This is a genomic window from Arthrobacter sp. ISL-95 (assembly GCF_018613695.1).
Classification (GTDB): Bacteria; Actinomycetota; Actinomycetes; order Actinomycetales; family Micrococcaceae; genus Arthrobacter.
The window spans coordinates 245571-261408 of the sequence record NZ_JAGGPR010000005.1; the positions used below are offsets into that span (position 1 = coordinate 245571).

At 62.8% G+C, this 15838-nt stretch carries 16 protein-coding genes and 1 pseudogene; 9 read left to right on the forward strand and 8 right to left on the reverse strand.

Annotated elements, in window-relative coordinates:
* The 5 genes from J7I86_RS07355 to J7I86_RS07375 all read right to left on the reverse strand — a co-directional run.
* A partial coding sequence (locus tag J7I86_RS07355; protein ID WP_214818468.1) for a hypothetical protein occupies positions 1-182 on the reverse strand: 182 nt, incomplete at its 3' end.
* A 336-nt stretch (positions 183-518) separates the two neighbouring features.
* Positions 519-1157 (reverse strand): LysE family translocator, encoded by a 639-nt coding sequence (locus J7I86_RS07360; RefSeq protein ID WP_214818470.1) that lies wholly within the window; start codon positions 1155-1157, stop codon positions 519-521.
* A 338-nt stretch (positions 1158-1495) separates the two neighbouring features.
* Positions 1496-2170: a hypothetical protein gene (locus tag J7I86_RS22700; protein WP_286179462.1), complete on the reverse strand. Its 675-nt coding sequence runs from the start codon at positions 2168-2170 to the stop codon at positions 1496-1498.
* A gap of 314 nt (positions 2171-2484) precedes the next feature.
* Positions 2485-3003 carry a hypothetical protein gene (locus tag J7I86_RS07370; protein WP_214818472.1) on the reverse strand — a complete coding sequence of 173 codons (519 nt, stop codon included), beginning with the start codon at positions 3001-3003 and terminating at the stop codon, positions 2485-2487.
* Complete coding sequence (locus J7I86_RS07375; RefSeq protein ID WP_214818473.1) at positions 2990-3457, reverse strand: MarR family winged helix-turn-helix transcriptional regulator; 468 nt, start codon at positions 3455-3457, stop codon at positions 2990-2992. The genes J7I86_RS07370 and J7I86_RS07375 overlap by 14 nt, the downstream gene beginning before the upstream one ends.
* A gap of 63 nt (positions 3458-3520) precedes the next feature.
* On the opposite strand from J7I86_RS07375, the gene J7I86_RS07380 reads away from it, so the two are divergent.
* Entirely contained in the window at positions 3521-3889 is a 369-nt protein-coding gene (locus J7I86_RS07380) for a VOC family protein (RefSeq protein ID WP_214818488.1), read from the forward strand.
* A 20-nt stretch (positions 3890-3909) separates the two neighbouring features.
* Here J7I86_RS07380 and J7I86_RS22705 read toward each other — a convergent pair whose 3' ends face one another.
* A complete protein-coding gene (locus J7I86_RS22705) occupies positions 3910-4110 on the reverse strand; it encodes a helix-turn-helix domain-containing protein (RefSeq protein WP_309476686.1) in 201 nt (66 codons plus the stop codon).
* A gap of 230 nt (positions 4111-4340) precedes the next feature.
* Positions 4341-4685, reverse strand: a pseudogene (locus J7I86_RS22710) (AraC family ligand binding domain-containing protein); the annotation flags it as partial.
* 38 nt (positions 4686-4723) lie between these two features.
* Between J7I86_RS22710 and J7I86_RS07390 the strand changes: the two are divergent.
* The 8 genes from J7I86_RS07390 (at position 4724) to J7I86_RS07420 (ending at position 14241) form a co-directional block, all read left to right on the forward strand.
* Positions 4724-5194: a DUF2000 family protein gene (locus J7I86_RS07390; RefSeq protein ID WP_214818491.1), complete on the forward strand. Its 471-nt coding sequence runs from the start codon at positions 4724-4726 to the stop codon at positions 5192-5194.
* 133 nt (positions 5195-5327) lie between these two features.
* Complete coding sequence (locus J7I86_RS07395) at positions 5328-5540, forward strand: DUF4177 domain-containing protein (RefSeq protein WP_024817767.1); 213 nt, start codon at positions 5328-5330, stop codon at positions 5538-5540.
* A 160-nt stretch (positions 5541-5700) separates the two neighbouring features.
* The gene (locus J7I86_RS07400; RefSeq protein ID WP_214818506.1) at positions 5701-7923 is read left to right on the forward strand and encodes a S8 family serine peptidase; all 2223 of its coding nucleotides are present in this window, start codon (positions 5701-5703) and stop codon (positions 7921-7923) included.
* 131 nt (positions 7924-8054) lie between these two features.
* Positions 8055-8927: an MBL fold metallo-hydrolase gene (locus tag J7I86_RS07405; RefSeq protein WP_286179465.1), complete on the forward strand. Its 873-nt coding sequence runs from the start codon at positions 8055-8057 to the stop codon at positions 8925-8927.
* A gap of 127 nt (positions 8928-9054) precedes the next feature.
* Complete coding sequence (locus J7I86_RS07410) at positions 9055-10116, forward strand: hypothetical protein (protein WP_309476687.1); 1062 nt, start codon at positions 9055-9057, stop codon at positions 10114-10116.
* 99 nt (positions 10117-10215) lie between these two features.
* Positions 10216-11394 carry a chaplin family protein gene (locus J7I86_RS07415; RefSeq protein WP_286179466.1) on the forward strand — a complete coding sequence of 393 codons (1179 nt, stop codon included), beginning with the start codon at positions 10216-10218 and terminating at the stop codon, positions 11392-11394.
* Positions 11395-11660: 266 nt separating this feature from the next.
* The gene (locus J7I86_RS22715; RefSeq protein ID WP_286179467.1) at positions 11661-11933 is read left to right on the forward strand and encodes an LPXTG cell wall anchor domain-containing protein; all 273 of its coding nucleotides are present in this window, start codon (positions 11661-11663) and stop codon (positions 11931-11933) included.
* 1090 nt (positions 11934-13023) lie between these two features.
* Complete coding sequence (locus J7I86_RS07420; protein ID WP_214818515.1) at positions 13024-14241, forward strand: MFS transporter; 1218 nt, start codon at positions 13024-13026, stop codon at positions 14239-14241.
* 93 nt (positions 14242-14334) lie between these two features.
* Here the strand turns inward: J7I86_RS07420 and J7I86_RS07425 are convergent, their stop codons facing one another.
* Entirely contained in the window at positions 14335-15690 is a 1356-nt protein-coding gene (locus J7I86_RS07425) for an acyltransferase (protein WP_214818517.1), read from the reverse strand.
* Positions 15691-15838: the final 148 nt, after the last annotated feature.

A 15838-nucleotide genomic window follows, 5' to 3' on the forward strand; every position in this document is an offset into this window, starting at 1 on the left:
CAGCTTGAGACGGCCAGCGCAGTATCAGTAGTACCGGGCCGTCGAGCAGTAGGAGACGGACACAGCAGCACCAGCAGTACCTGGTCGTCGACAGCTTGAGACGGCCAGCGCAACACCAGCAGTACCTGATCGTCGGACAGCTTGAGACGACCAGTGCAGTATCTGTAACGCGGGGCGGGCAAGTTGAGAGCATTCTTATGCACTCCTTGCCCGCCCCAAACCGTTTAAGATCTGCCTGGTACAAGGGTCCATTTTCTTGGTTGAGCCCAAGGCCCACTACCCATTGAGACCCGAAGGCGCTGTACCGGTGCGCGTCTCATTTCGCGTCAAGGCTGCCCGGTAAAGGATTCCTTCACCGGGCGCTGCTGCAGGTCAGAGCAACCCTCTGCGGTTGGGACCAACGACCTCCAGGAGGTGAATTTAGCTTTTTGCTGCGCAGTCCTCACGCAGCCGCTGCACGGGGTAGCGGCTGCAGCTTCATGGCGTTTGTCCATGGCTAGCAGGTGCTGCGGAGGTTGTTAGTGCCGGTTGCCGGTCGCTGCCGCGGAGATGCCGACGCCGATAATCGACAGCCCGCCAACCCGGCCAACGGTCGTCATTCGGCGCGGTGACTTCGCGAGCCAGCTGCGGGCGCGGCCGGCCGCCAAGGCCCAGGCGGTGTCGGTGATCAGGCCGATAAGCAGCGGGACGATTCCCAAGATGAGGATCTGCGCGCTGGTGTTGCCCGCCGAAGGGGTAATGAACTGCGGGACGATCGCGGTGAAGAGCACGAAACTCTTGGGATTGGTCAGGCCCACGATCGTGCCTGCGCGCACCGCTGCGAAAGGAGTTTCAATCCGAACACTGGCCTCGGGACCGTCCGCGACCGGGCCCGCGTGCCGGATTGCCTGGAACCCCAGCCAGAACAGGTAAAGAATTCCCACCCATTTGATGCTCTGGAAGAGCAGTTCCGAGCGCTCCAGCAAAGGACCAAGGCCAAAGGCAATCGCGGCGCCAACCGTGTAGCAGCCGATGGCGTTGCCCATCACGCTGGCCAGGGCATTCGCACGGCCATGGCTCAGGGCCCGACCGATCACGAAGAGCACGCTCGGCCCGGGGATGGCGATGAGCACTACACACGCAAGGGCCGTTGCAGTGGCTTGGCTGAGAGTTACCATCCCAAAATCATAAATTCACCCTGCGCGATCCTTCGAACCGCGTTCAGCCCGCGGGACGCCACCCAGCCCGGCGCATCCTCTGAACCTTTGACGGACTGAAAAGCATCCTAGAGGTGTACCAGGGCCCGCCAGGGGCCTTGGCCCAGAGCGTTTCCCCTGCTGGCTGATGCCGTGGAACAGGAGCCAACACCCTACGGAGAGCTTTAGGGCGGGCGACTTCAGGAGCCTCCAGCACGGCTTCCATCCCATCCTTCGTGTCCAAAATCGAAATAGTCATGGAAAGGTGGACCACTCCAAAGGACCGTAGAGCCTCACGTTACGTGAGGGTAAAGCCTCTGTCAGCGCCCGTGAGACGGTGGTTCGGGGGGACACACCCTTGATGTCCGGTGGAGGATGGTCGAACGCGCACCTTTCTCCGGCGCATACTCGTCCTGGGACCACACCTGCGCCAAGACGGAGTCCAGAAGTGCGGCCTCATCACCAGTGAAGGCCTCGGAGAGCTCCACATTCACGGATAAGTACGGGGTTGGGCCGTCGTATGCCCTGCCTATACGCGCCGTGACGCCGGGGGTTTTGGCGATGTCGGTACGCTCAGCAATGACAACGTCCGTAACGTCCGACGGTTCCGGCGCTGGCTCAAACAAGGCCAGGGGAAGGGTGACGTCCGAACATTCCAAACCAGAGATCCCGGCGGTGGACTCAACCCGCATGGTTCCGTCAGGCAGACGCTCCATCCGATACTCCACGCCGTGGCCCTTCAACTCGGCGGGGACTTCCCCCTCCTCCGAGGACCATTCCGTTGCTTTGCAGCCCCGCACGGCTGCCCGTTCTGGATTGCCCCGAAAATTGGGCGTCACGGAGAGCGGCAAGAACGGTGTTGGGCCGGGGAGAATGTCCGGGCGCCGTTTCTGTTTCACGTCATCGAATGCCGGCCTGGCAGCACGGCTCCGCACGTCCCTACTGGCCGTTTTCACCAACTCAGGTATCGAGAAATCGTTGATGTTCCGTGCCACGGCTCTGCCTCAAGAAACTTCCTCGTGGCTGTACCCAAGGGTCGGCCTCAAGCGCTCCGCTGGGAGCGGCACCCTGCCACTCCACTGCCGGGTAGGGCGGCGCTGGCCGCTTTACAACCCGGCACCCCGCAAGCCCGCCGGCCGCAACTGCGGCGAGAACCACCACCGTGGTAGCTGAAAGCAATCGGTGGTGCCGACGTCGTAAAGCTGTGCTGCGCATCAAATCCCCCAAGTAGCCCGAGCTTTTCCCGGGCCCCTTCAACCCTAGGCGTGAAGACGGGAGGCTGCGATGGGCACAGCAATCCATCCGGGATTCAGTCTTTAGTAATGAGCGACGCCGGGACGTCGGGAACCGCTGCGGGCCACGTGCCGTACAGGTCATCCAGATCCTGATTGGCAAGTTCCAGCGAGGACCCGCCCGCGTACTGTGCCGACTCGATGCCCAACGATGCCAACAACGCCTTGCTTGTCTCTAATGGCTGCCCGGGCCCTTTGAAGCTGAAGCGCACAAAACGTCCGCGATCCACCTCATCCTGGGAAGCGAGCTGCGCCAACGAGTAGTCAATGAGAGCTGCTGGGTCACCGGTGAAGGCGTCCGTCACGGAGAGGGTCGCGATGACGTATGCGGTGGTGCCGTCCCACGCGCGGGCCGCCTCAAGATCTGCTCCCGGGATCTGGGCTACTGCTGCCTCCGCGGCCGACGTGGACCGCGATGCAACGGCGTTTGCGGAGGTCGCCGGGGGAGTGGCTTGATTCTCAATGGTGCAGCCACTCAGCAGTGCCACTACTGCCATAGCGGCGACGCCGAACCCGGTGGTTCTACTGATTCTCATGGGTGCCATCCTGTGTGTCGTCGCGCAACGAGTGGATCATGCTTTGCAGCGCCTTGAACGCGGTGGTTTGTTCGTCCTGCGTCATGCCGCCGAGCATCTTGTTCTCAACGGCGCGGACCGCAGCGCTCGCCTTCTCAAGGCTGCTTCGACCCAGCGGCGTGAGCTGCGCGGGAAGGACTTTCCCTACGCGAGCCTCCTCCGGGCGGGTCACGTAGCCGTCGCGTTCCAAGGCTTGGAGCAGCACGTTCATGGACTGCCGGGTGACGAACGCTCCGCGGGCCAGCTCGGAATTGGACAGACCGGGGCGCTGCGCCAGGAGTTCCAGGCAGGAGTAGTGGGTGATGGTCATTCCGAGTGGCCGCAGCGCTGCTTCCATGGAAGCACGCAGGGCGCTCGATGCTTCTTTCAGCAGATACCCCAGTGACGTGGTGAGGTCGATTCCGCGTTGACTCATGTCAGTATTCTGACATAAGTTGTTCATGTCAGATAACTGACAAAGAAACCGAAGGAGCATCACATGCCCGTCACCGGCCCCGACTTCATCTCACTCCAAGCACGCAATCTCGACGCCTCTCAAGCGTTCTACGAGCAGTACCTCGGCCTTGTCCGCTCGCCAGCAGGGCCGCCCCACGCCGTCGTGTTCGACACGACGCCGATCGCTTTCGCGCTCCGCACCATTGCCCCCGGGGCGGACCTGTCGTCCATTAATCAGCCAGGAATCGGCGCCGCGATCTGGCTTCACGCCACCGATGTCCAAGACATCCATGACGCTCTGGTTGGCGACGGCCACACCATTGTCACAGCCCCCATCGACGGTCCATTCGGCCTCACCTTCACCTTCGCCGACCCCGACGGCTACCACGTGACGCTTCACGACCGCGCCTAGTCGCTTGCCAGCGTGAGCGGTCAAGCGGTGAACGTCCCCGGAGTTGTTCCGAGGACGCGCCGGAAATGCCTGGTGAGGTGCGACTGATCATGGAAGCCCGCCTCTACCGCTGCAACAGAAGCCGGGCGACCGTCCAGCAGCAGGCGTCGGGCGCGGTCCACGCGGCGCCCCGTGACATAGCGGTAGGGGGCGATGCCGTAAGCCTTGGAAAATGCGCGCACCAAATGGCTCGGATGCGCACCCAGTAATTGAGCCGCTTCGGCGATGGTAAAGACTCAAAGAGTCGGTCATCCAGCATCTCGCGCAGCTGGCGGGCCGGGGGAGCGTCCCGCGCTGGCGACAACGGCGTTCCCAGATGCGATCGCACGGATTCCCGGAGAGCCAGAACGCCGCATTCGGCCTCCATCGCATCAGCCGGCATGGACAGTGCCGTATGGATGCCCTCCACGGTTGCCACCGTCTGCGGATCCAAAAGCAGCGGCTGCGCTATCGCTGCGTCCGTTGCTTTGGCGGGCAGCCAGGCTTCACTCAGGTACAGGACTCGCTTACGGAATGATTCACCCCCGACGGCGGATCTACCGTCGTGCGGGACATGCGGGGGTAGCAGGGTGATTGAGGCAGGAACTGCCTGATGCTCGGTGCGGCCAAGATCGTAAGTCACGGCACCTTTGTCGATCAGAAGGACAGTCCAATCCTCATGGGTATGGGACGGGTAGCTGTGATCCTCGAACGTTGCATGCAGTACCTCGCGCACATAAGGCACGGCCGGATGCCACGCCCTCACTGAGTTACCCATGCAAGAAATGTACAAGACCGCTGTTCCTGCCTGCAGCCATGCTGGGGTTCATGCAAGAAAACTCCACGGCAACCATTGATGCCCCTTCCTCCGCGACCGTTCGCTTCGACACAAAAGTGGTGGTGGTCCTTAGCGACAACCTTCTGCCGTGGCAAGAGCTGAACGTGACAGCATTCCTCATGAGCGCCATCGCCACCAGTGCCCCGGGTCTGACGGGAGAGCCCTACCAGGATCGGGATGGGAATGACTACCTTCCCATGCTTCGCCAGCCAGTTCTGGTTCTCACGGCGGGGCAAGAACTTTTGGCAGCAGCACGGGAGCGGGCGCTTGCTCGCGAGATCCGCCTTGCCTTATACACACGGGACCTTTTCTCCACCGGCCACGACGAAGCGAACCGTGCAGCAGTAGCGGCAGTTGCTGCCCACGACCTTGACCTGGTGGGAATCGCCCTCCGCGGTCCTAAAAACGTGGTTGACCGGATCGTCAAAGGCGCAAGAATGCACGCTTGAAAACGTCGGACTGCGCCAACTGGGCTAAAACCCAAAGGTTCCCCACCGGCGTCGAGTAGCCTTGCACGCAATCGGCCAACAACGCGGGCGTCCAGCAACTCGAGGCCGGCCAACAACAGAAGGAAGTGGTGCAATGCAGCAATACGTTGTTCTCCAAGTGATCCTGAAAGAGAAAATGTGGGGCGCCGGTTCGGGCAACCTTCCCTCCCTGGAAAAGGCCATCAACGATCAAGCCGCAAAGGGCTACCGGCTCCACACCATCACCACTGCCAGCAGCGGGAGTAAGGGAGTGATCGGCGGCGGTGACCGCATTCAGGCCACCATGGTGTTTGAGCGGGTCGGCTAAGTTCGCGGTGCCGAAGGTTCGCTGAGGCTGTCATAAACGCGTCTCGTACGCGTTGCAGCCGAGAGTCAGATTACAATTTCCTGGGGGTCAGCTGGTGGTCTCCAGTTGCGCGCGATCAGCCGTTCTAAGGTTGCTCGCGCTTTCCCTAGAAAGCCCGAACATGGTGAATAATTCCCGGCTGCGCTCGCTGAGTTCCATCGGCATAGCGGTAACCACACTTCTTATCAGCGGGGGACTGGCTGTTCAGCCGGCGGCCGCCGCAGATCTTAACGACATCGTCCCAAGCACCCCGCAGGTGCTTCAGCCAACGCCCGAAACGGCTACGGACCAATTCATTGTTGGCATGCGGGACAACGCCGCCCAAGCAGCTGCGGTGAAGGCCGAAAACGCGGCGGACCAGGCAGCAACCAAGCTCGGTGTCTCTGCGGAAAGCTCTCGCCAAAACGCCACGGGCGGCCACGTCATCAAGCTCGACGAGGCCCTCACGACGTCCGAAGCCAAGCTTTTCGTGGAGACGCTCCGCGCTGATCCGGCTGTCGCTTACGCAGAGCCGGACGCCATCATGCATCCCACAGCCCATTCGAAAGACTACGGCTACACGGAGCAGTGGAACCTGTGGGACAACTTCTCCGGCGTCCGTACCCCCGCAGCCTGGAACTATAACCAGGGCGAAGGTGTTGTGGTGGCGATCGTTGACACCGGCATCACCAACCACCCCGAGCTCAACGGGAATGTGCTGCCCGGCTACGACATGATCTCCAGTGCAGCTGACGCGCGGGACGGAAACGGCAGGGATCCGGACCCCACTGACCAGGGTGACTGGGTCCCGGCGGAAGAATGTGAGGCGGGGAGCCCCGCTGAAAGTTCTTCCTGGCACGGTACCCACGTGGCAGGAATCGTGGCCGCAGTTGGAAACAACAGCATAGGGATCAGTGGCGTCGCGCCGAAGTCAAAAATTCTTCCGGTGCGGGCGCTGGGAGTCTGCGGAGGTTACAGCTCCGACATTGCTGACTCAATCGTCTGGGCCGCGGGCGGCGTGGTGACTGACCTTCCCGTCAACCCCAACCCGGCAAAGGTGATCAACATCAGCCTCGGCGGCGTCGCAACGTGCTCCGCCACCTATCAGAACGCCATCAACTTTGCGTACAACGCAGGTGCGGCGGTAGTGGTCTCTGCAGGAAATTCCAATCGCCCTGCGTCGGACATCAGCCCCGGCAACTGCGAGAACGTCATCACCGTGGCGGCAAGTACCAAGTCCGGCGCGCGGGCAGAATACTCCAACTACGGAAGCGCCATTGACGTAACGGCGCCCGGCGGCGACATGACAACAGATGTCACCCGCGGCATCTTGTCCACGTTGAACTACGGAACCACCACGCCGGATGAGCCCGCTTTTGCGTTCATGCAGGGCACCTCCATGGCTTCTCCCCACGTGGCAGGCATCGCGGCTCTCCTCTTCGCGGCTGAAGGTAACACCCTCACGCCCCAGTTGCTGGAACAGCAACTCATGGAATCAGCCCGGCCGCTTCCTGCCGGATGCTCCGCTGGCTGCGGTGCGGGCTTGGTAGACGCCACCGCGGCGCTGAAAAAGTTCGGTGGTGCCGCTCCTCTTCAAGCGCCCCACCAAAAGCTCACCGATTTCAATGGTGATGGCACCAGTGACGTGATCGCTCGTGATTCCAACGGCGCTTTGTGGCTCTACAAAGGCACAGGCTACGGCAACTGGCGGGGTGGCCGCACCCAGATCGGCGCCGGCTGGAACGCCATGACCGCCGTCGAAGCGCCCGGCGACTTCAACGGAGACGGTTATGCGGACGTCATTGCCCGCGATGGCAACGGCGTTCTGTGGCTGTACCCAGGCAATGGATGGGGTGGCTTGCTCGGCCGCACCCAGATCGGTGCCGGCTGGAACGTGATGACATCCATCAAGTCAACGGGTGACTTCAACGGGGACGCGACGGCGGATGTCATTGCCCGCAATGGGAATGGCGTTCTGTGGCTTTATCCGGGCAATGGCACCGGTGGTTGGCTCCAGCCCCGCCAGATCGGTGCAGGCTGGAACGTCATGACAGCCATCGACGGCGTAGGGGACTTCAATGGCGACGGCAAAGCTGACGTCATTGCCCGCAACGGATCAGGCGCCTTGCTGCTCTACCCGGGCAACGGAGCCGGTGGATGGCTTGCAGCGAGCCAGGTGGGCGTCGGTTGGAACATCTTCAACGCCATTGAAGCCCCGGGCGACTTCGACGGCGACGGAAAGGTGGACGTTCTTGGACGCACCAGCAGCGGAGAACTGGTCCTGTACGCCGGCAACGGCTACAGCTGGTGGTTGTACTCCGGGCAGGTTGGCGTCGGCTGGAACACCATGAACGCGTTCCTGTAATACCGGATGCGACGGCCCGGAAGCATTGATTGCTTCCGGGCCGTTTCCGTTTCCTTCCAGCATCCGCACGGGTTCCGTGGGTAGAGTAGAGGCCTGAACATCGCCGGATTGCAGTGGATACGGAGCACGAATTGTCAGCTTGGCTAGAACTCGGACCGGACAACTACGTCTTGGAAACCGAGGGATCGTTACTCAACACCGGGCTCGTGGTGGGCTCAAAGCTCGCCATGGTCATCGACACCGGCTGCGGCCCGCGCCAAGGCCGGGAGATCCTGGCTGCAGTTCGCGAAAAGACCCAACTTCCGCTGGTAGTGGTGAACACTCACGCCCACTACGACCACTTCTTCGGCAACGCAGTATTTGCCGACGACGGCGTCACGGAGTTTTGGGCGCACGCCAACTGTGCGGCCACTATCGAACGCGACGCCGATAACCAGCGACGCTTCGTAGCCACCAACGAACCCGAGATGGCAGCGGGGGAGGGCGACGCCGTCGACATCGTTGTCCCCAACGCCTTGGTCCACGACCAGCCTGTCCTCGTTGACCTCGGCGGTATCACCGCCACGCTCTTCTACCTGGGCCGGGCCCACACGGACGGTGACCTCCTGGTTGGCACCAGCTCCACCCTGTTCGTGGGTGACCTGGTGGAGCAGGGCGCGCATCCGTCGTTCGAGGACTCGTATCCGGAGGAATGGGCGGATGCCCTGCGGCACATCTCGGCTCTGCGCCACCGCTACGAATTCCTGGTTCCGGGGCACGGCGAACCTGCCAGCGACGAGTTCGTCAAGACCATGGCTGACACCATGGGTACCGCCGTCAGGCAGGCAACGCAGTCGATTCGCGATATGCCATCCGACGCCACAAAGGCCATTCCCGTGCTGCCTTATGGCCCCGAACAATCACGCTGGTTCATTAAGAGGCTTCAGGAAACCAACGCCCAAGGACGTTCTTCTTTGGCCACTCCGGACTTCGGGCCGGAAAAGACAGGCTTTTATCCCGCGTAAAACAAGGTTCCTTACAAATTTGTCATTGTTTACTCCCACCCATGGACTAACCGCGTGACGCCGTCCTAGGATGAAGGCGATCATTGGTTCGCGACTACCTGGGGGTGTCGAGATGAAGGGTTCACGCGTGTTTCCGCGTGCTACCAGCATTCTCCGCTCTGTCATGGTCGCTGGCGCTGGAACCGCAATCTGGATGGCACTCTCCGCTACAGCCGCGAGTGCAGATACCGGAACCCCCGGCAACAACCTTTCGGGCAGTGTCACGTCCTCAACATCGGTCCGTGTTCCGGTGCCGTACGTGCCCCTGCCCAATGTGGTCAAAGGACTAGTACCCAACAACCAGATCAACGTCCACGTGCCTGCTGTGACACCCCTTGTGGAACACATCAGAGGCACGGTTGATCGGGTGGTTTCAGCGGTGCCGGTGGTCAACCACGTGGTTTCACCGGACACTGCCGGAACTGTGGTGAACACGGTGGTGGCTCCTGTCACTGACACGGTGGATCACACCGTCAACGTAGTTGTTCCGCCGGTGAACCAGGCTCTGGAACCCGTTCGGCTGGAGTCTGTCACGGACGTGGTCACCCCGATTGTTGATCCGATTGTCGGCGTGGTGGACACCGTGCTGGCGCCCGTCGAAGTCGTGGTTCCGCCAGTAGTATCTCCGCCGGTAGCGGTCCCGCCAGCGCCGGTAGCGGTTCTGCCGGTGGTTGAGTCACCCGTCGCAGCACCCGCGGCTCCCGGCGTGCCGGGAACTGACTTGGCTGTTGACCCTGCGACGGCGGAGCCTGGCACTTCGGTGACTACCGGCGTCGTACATTCCACCGACCCAACCGTTCCTGAGCTTCACTCCCGTGTCACTCCGCCAGGGGTGAACGCCGGCACGTCAGCGCTGCAGAATCCTGCTCGGAACTTCGGTCCCACGGGGATCACCGCGGTGCTCGGCGGCGCCTCCTCAGCCGCCGATCCCGCGTCACCTGCAGACCTGCCTTCCGGCCCCGCAGCGGTGCCCGGCAGCCTCACGGGAGCCGGCTCCGGAAACTCCCAAAACGGTCCGCCCAGCCCCGCAGCAGCATTCCTGCAGCGCGCCCTGATCATGCCCGTCGACGCTCTTCCCGGCCTTGCAATGGCCGACAATGAACAACATCCAAAGCCGGTCTGCTCAGACCCCGGCTCCTCTCCTGACTAGTTCCCCACCCAGCCGCGCAGCTCTTCGCGGCAGACGGTCAATCAGGCGATCCGTCACCTCGGACGCCCATGGGAACAACGCCTTCAGGAGAGAATCACAATGAACACGACCATACGCAAGTGCCTCATCGGCACATGCTTTGCCGGGGGCATGATCGTCCTCAGCGCCACTGCGGCAAACGCCGCGGACGCCACCAGCGGCAAGGACGGACTCCTTTCCGGCACGCAAGTGGTGGCGCCGGTAACAGCGCCGATCAGCGTCGGGGCAACATCACTTGGACTGTTGGGGGATTCAGCAGCTACGGCGTCCGCGCCGGCACCTGCTGCAGGTTCAGGGTCCGTTGCAGCACCGACTGCCAGCACCAACGGTTCCAACAGCATCGGCTCCGGAACGCAGATAGTCGCTCCGGTAACGGTGCCCATAAACCTGGGCTCGTCATCAGTGGGTCTGCTGGGGGGCTCCACTGCGGCGAGCTCAGCCACACCTGCCGCTCCTGCCGCGGCAACAAGTTCGACGCCGGCAGCCAGCACCAGCGGCTCCGACGGTATCGCCTCGGGAACCCAAGTTGTTGCGCCCGTAACGATTCCTGTCACGCTGGGAGCGACGTCCGCCGGTGTACTTGGCGACTCGGTTGCTACATCTTCAGCTCCTGCTCCGGCCCAGGCTCCCGCTTCGGCCCAGGCTCCCGCTTCGGCGCCGGCTCCGGCGCAGGCAACGACGTCGCGGGGAGAGGGTATCGCGTCCGGCGCTCAGGTAGTGGCTCCGATTTCGGTCCCTGTTAACGTCGGAGCCACTGCCGTGGGTGTTGGCGGCGACTCGTCCGCAACTTACACGGGCACCACGGGCACCACCGGCGGATCTGCCCCGGCTGGCACAACGTCCGGCAGCACCACTTCCGGTTCGGATGGCGTTGGATCGGGCACTCAGGTTGTTGCTCCTGTGGCTGTGCCGATTAACCTGGGTGCGACTTCCGCTGGTTTGCTGGGTGACTCCTCGGCCACGAACACGGGCACCGGGGGCACGACCGGCACCAACGGCGGAACTGCCCCTTCGGGCACAACGTCCGGCAGCACCACTTCCGGTTCGGATGGCATTGGTTCGGGCACGCAGGTTGTTGCTCCTGTGGCTGTGCCGATCAGCTTGGGTGCTACTTCGGCTGGTCTGCTGGGTGACTCGTCCGCAACTAACACGGGCACCACCGGCGATCTGCCCCGGCTGGCACAACGTCCGGCAGCACCACTTCCGGCAGCGACGGAATTCTTTCCGGCACTCAGCTGATCATCCCGATCACGGCTCCCGTCAGCCTTGGCGCCACCTCGGTGGGAATTGGTGGAGGGTCGACAGCCACGGTTAACCCTCCAGTTGTGAACCCGCCTGTCGTGAATCCTCCGGTTGTGAACCCTCCGGTCGTGAATCCTCCGGTGGTGAACCCGCCTGTCGTGAATCCTCCGGTGGTGAACCCGCCTGTCGTGAATCCTCCGGTGGTCAATCCTCCGGTTGTGAACCCTCCGGTTGTAAACCCTCCGGTCGTGAACCCTCCGGTCGTGAACCCTCCTGTGGTTAACCCGCCTGCCGCCACCCAACCCATTGCGAGCACCACCAACACCGGTGTTGCCACCCAAGCCGGTACCGTAGTGACCCAAGGTGCCACCCAAGGTGCATGGACCGCGTCGGTCTCCACCGCCGTCGGTAGTGCCAACACCCTGGCTAAGACGGGCCTGAACGATCAGTTGGTTCTCGTTTCAGGAGCCCTGCTCCTGATGGGCCTGGTGCTTGCAGCACTCGGGCGCCGCAAGGCAGCAGCCAACCGCCGCTAAGCCAAGGAAGTAATCTCGCTTCGCATGTAGTTGTTGCGGTTCCGGCTTCCCGGAGCCGCAACAACTGCGAGCATCCGTCCGCACTCCCGCACTCCCGCACTCCGTCGCTACCGTACGCGCCGATCGCCCCCGTAACCTCTGGTGCGACTGGCGCGAAGTGGTGCGATCCCGACCACGAAAGGGTGCGCCAGGCGGCAACGGTTGCGCCGCGGGAATCGGTACGCGCCACCCGTCCCACAATGAGCCTCAACCACTCACCACACTCCGTCGCTACCGTACGCGCCGATCGCTCCCGTAACCTCTGGAGCGAATGGCGCGAAGTGGTGCGATCCCGACCACGAAAGGGTGCGCCAGGCTGCAACGGGTGCGCCGCGGGAATCGGTGGGCGCCACCCGTCCCACAATGAGCCTCAACCACTCACCACACTCCGTCGCTACCGTACGCGCCGATCGCTCCCGTAACCTCTGGTGCGCTTGGCGCGAAGTGGTGCGATCCCGACCACTAACGGGAGCGCCAGGCCGAAAGGGTGCGCCGCAGGAATCGGTGGGCGCCACCCGTCCCACAATGAGCCTCAACCACTAACCACACTCCGTCGCTACCGTATGCGCCGATCGCCCCCGTAACCTCTGGTGCGAATGGCGCGAAAGGGTGCGACGCCGACCACGAAAGGGTGCGCCCGGCGGCAACGGGTGCGCCGCAGGAATCGGTACCACTCCGTCCCACCGAGCAGCCTCAACCACTCGCCACACTCCGTCGCTACCGTACGCGCCCATCGCTCCCGTAACCTCTGTAGCGAATGGCGCGAAGGGGTGCGATCCCGACCACGAAAGGGTGCGCCAGGCGGCAACGGGTGCGCCGCAGGAATCGGTACCACTCCGTCCCACCGAGCAACCTCAACCACTCACCACACTCCGTCGCTACCGTACGCGCCGATCGCTCCCGTAACCTCTGGTGCGAATGGCGCAAAGAGGTGCGATCCCGACTACGAAAGGGTGCGCCAGGCGGCAACAGGTGCGAGCCCGACCCTTAGCGCGAGCACCTAACGTCGTGCGGCCCTCCACCCGGCGACGGCGGTCATAGGATGAAAGGGATGACCACCACCCAAGCAGACAAAAACTTCAGCCTCCGCAGCGTAGCGCTACCGGCATTCGGGCCAGCTGTACTCTTCTGTGTCGGCGAGGGAGCTGTCCTACCGGTCATTGCCCTCTCAGCGCGCGAGCTCGGCGCATCCGTGGCGGTATCGGCATTGATCGTCACGCTCATCGGCTTGGGCTCGTGGTTATTCAACATCCCGGCGTCGATCATCACCGAGAAGTTCGGTGAGCGGTGGTCGATCGTAGGAGCAGGTGCTGTGGGTGCGATTGCCCTCGGCGCGGCGGCGTTTGCCCCTCAAATGGAGCATGGACTGTGGCTGCTGGCCGCTTCCATGACCCTGGTGGGTATGTCGGCCAGCGTCTTCAACCTCGCGCGGCAAAAGTTCCTCACCGAGGCTGTGCCTGTGATGTTCCGCGCGCGTGCCCTCTCAACCCTGGGCGGTGTCACCAGGATCGGGCTTTTCATCGGGCCGTTTGTGGGTGCTGGCGTGATGCAGTTTGCCGGTATCAGCGGTGCGTATTGGGTGGGCTTTGGTGGCATGCTGGCCGCTGCCGTTTTGTCACTCACCATCCCGGATCTGGTTGCCCCCGGGACGTCCGACGGCGGCCCCCGGCCTCCCGCGTCCAGCTTGCGGAGCGTCGCGGTTTCGCATGCCCGGGTGTTCCTGACGGTTGGCTTCGGCATCCTTCTGCTGAGTGCATTGCGTGCATCGCGACAGGTAGTCATCCCGCTGTGGGCGGACCATGTGGGACTCGACGCCACACACGCTTCGTTGATCTTCGGCTTGTCGGGAGCGATCGACATGCTGGTGTTCTACCCTGCCGGGAAACTCATGGACAGGAAGGGGCGTCAATGGGTTGCCATCCCGTCAACGCTGATCATGGGAACCGCGCTGCTTCTGGTTCCGTTCACTGCCGGGTTCGTCCCGCTCCTCTTGGTTGCCTTGCTCATCGGGTTCGGTAACGGCATCAGTTCAGGGCTCATCATGACGCTCGGCGCTGACTTCTCGCCGGACAACGGGCGGAGTCACTTCCTGGGAATTTGGCGATTCATGGCCGACTCGGGTGGCACTGGAGGACCTGTGCTGCTCTCCGGGTTAACGGCTGCATTCTCGTTGTCGGCCGGCGTCTGGGCCACTGGCGTACTGGGCTTCGCAGCGGCTGCGGTGTTCGCCGTCGCAATTCCGCGGCTGAAGCACCGGCGAAACTACTAGCTTCTTTCCAGCGGTAGCTTTGTTTGAACAAGAGAACGGCCGCAGAACATCCCCCATCAGGTTGTTCTGCGGCCGTTCGGTTTTCAGTGAGGCTCAGGAAGCCGCCGACCCCGATGAAACAACCCGAGGAGTCTTCCAGGCCCGGTCCGGAAGCCTGCCGGACACCAGCTCGACGGCGATCACCAAGAGCACCAGCCCCCAGGTCGCGTTCGCAACGTCCAGCGCCGACCTCATCACGACGAACGGCGGGACGATGGCCAGCACGGTCCCGAGGGCAATTCGCCACATGGCGGGTCGGACCGCACCCGGTGCCAGTGCAGTGCTGGCTAGTTCCAGCCGGGCCAGCGGGGTGGAAACCAGCAGCACCAGCGCCCAAGCAGCCACGTAGAACAGCGGACGGCTGAGCCACCACTCGGTGCCGGCGGGTTCCGGGAACGGCAGGCGAAGGACCAGGGCAATGCCAAACATGGCGATGATCAATGGCAGGTGCCATAGATAGATGGTCATTGCCCGGCTCCCCACCACGAACATCACCTTCTGCACCCAGCCAACGTGGACGCATCGCTGCAGCGCCGGATACGCGGCTTTCACCAACAGGATGTGCGCCAGCCCTACCAGGATCAGCGGGAACATGGGCGGGTTCTGGCTGGTCAGCATGTCCACCGGATACGGCCCGGCGTGCGTGAGCGGAACCATCAGGGCGTAGCAGCCGGCAGCGGCAAGAACGAGCTTCCACTTGGCGAAACGATCAAAGAACCCGTCGGCGTAGAAGAACCCCAGCTGTTGCAGAAGGCCCCACACGAACACCATGTTCAGCAGGCCGATCGGGTTCGAATCGAAGCCCCACGGGTTGCGCTCCAAGCCCAGACGAAGAACATCGACGACGACGGCGCCCGCGGCCAGCGCTGCAATGGTCCGGTACGGCGCTGCCTCATGGAACCTGGCCATGGTGGGGACCATTGCCTGGCAGATCAGGTACGCGGCGAGGAACCACAGCTGCACTCCGGCGCCCGCAGCGACAACGGCAAGCAAGTCCGCGGGGACACCAGCCGCCGTCGCAGTCCACAAGGCAATGGCGAGGAAGATGTACAGGGCGACTGTAGGCCGGACCAGTCGCAGCACCCGGCTCCTGAGGAAGTCACCGCCATCGCCGCCCTTGCGTTTCAGGCTGCGCCATGACGTGAGCGAAGCAAAACCGCCCACGATGAAGAACAACGGCATGACTTGGCCAAACCATGTACCTTGCGCGAACCAGCTCAGGGATGTCAGGGGATTGCCCACTCCGATACCGGATTCACCAACGCTGATGCCCATCATGAGCAAGTGAACGGCAACCACGGCAAACATGCAGGCTACGCGGATGAAGTCGACCACAAGATCGCGGGAGACGGGCGCAGCGACCAACGGGGCGTTGCTCCGGCGCGAGGTGGATCTGAAGGTAGATGACATGGAAGCTCCTGGGTTTAGCCGCTGTTTATCCATCGATTGGACTAACAGTAACGCATGAAAAGCGGGCAGTCACGTAATCCTCAGAAACCCTGTTGCTTACGGGGTGGGATCGGCGTCGCCGGGCGTAGCCTAGGAGAGGACCCCCGTC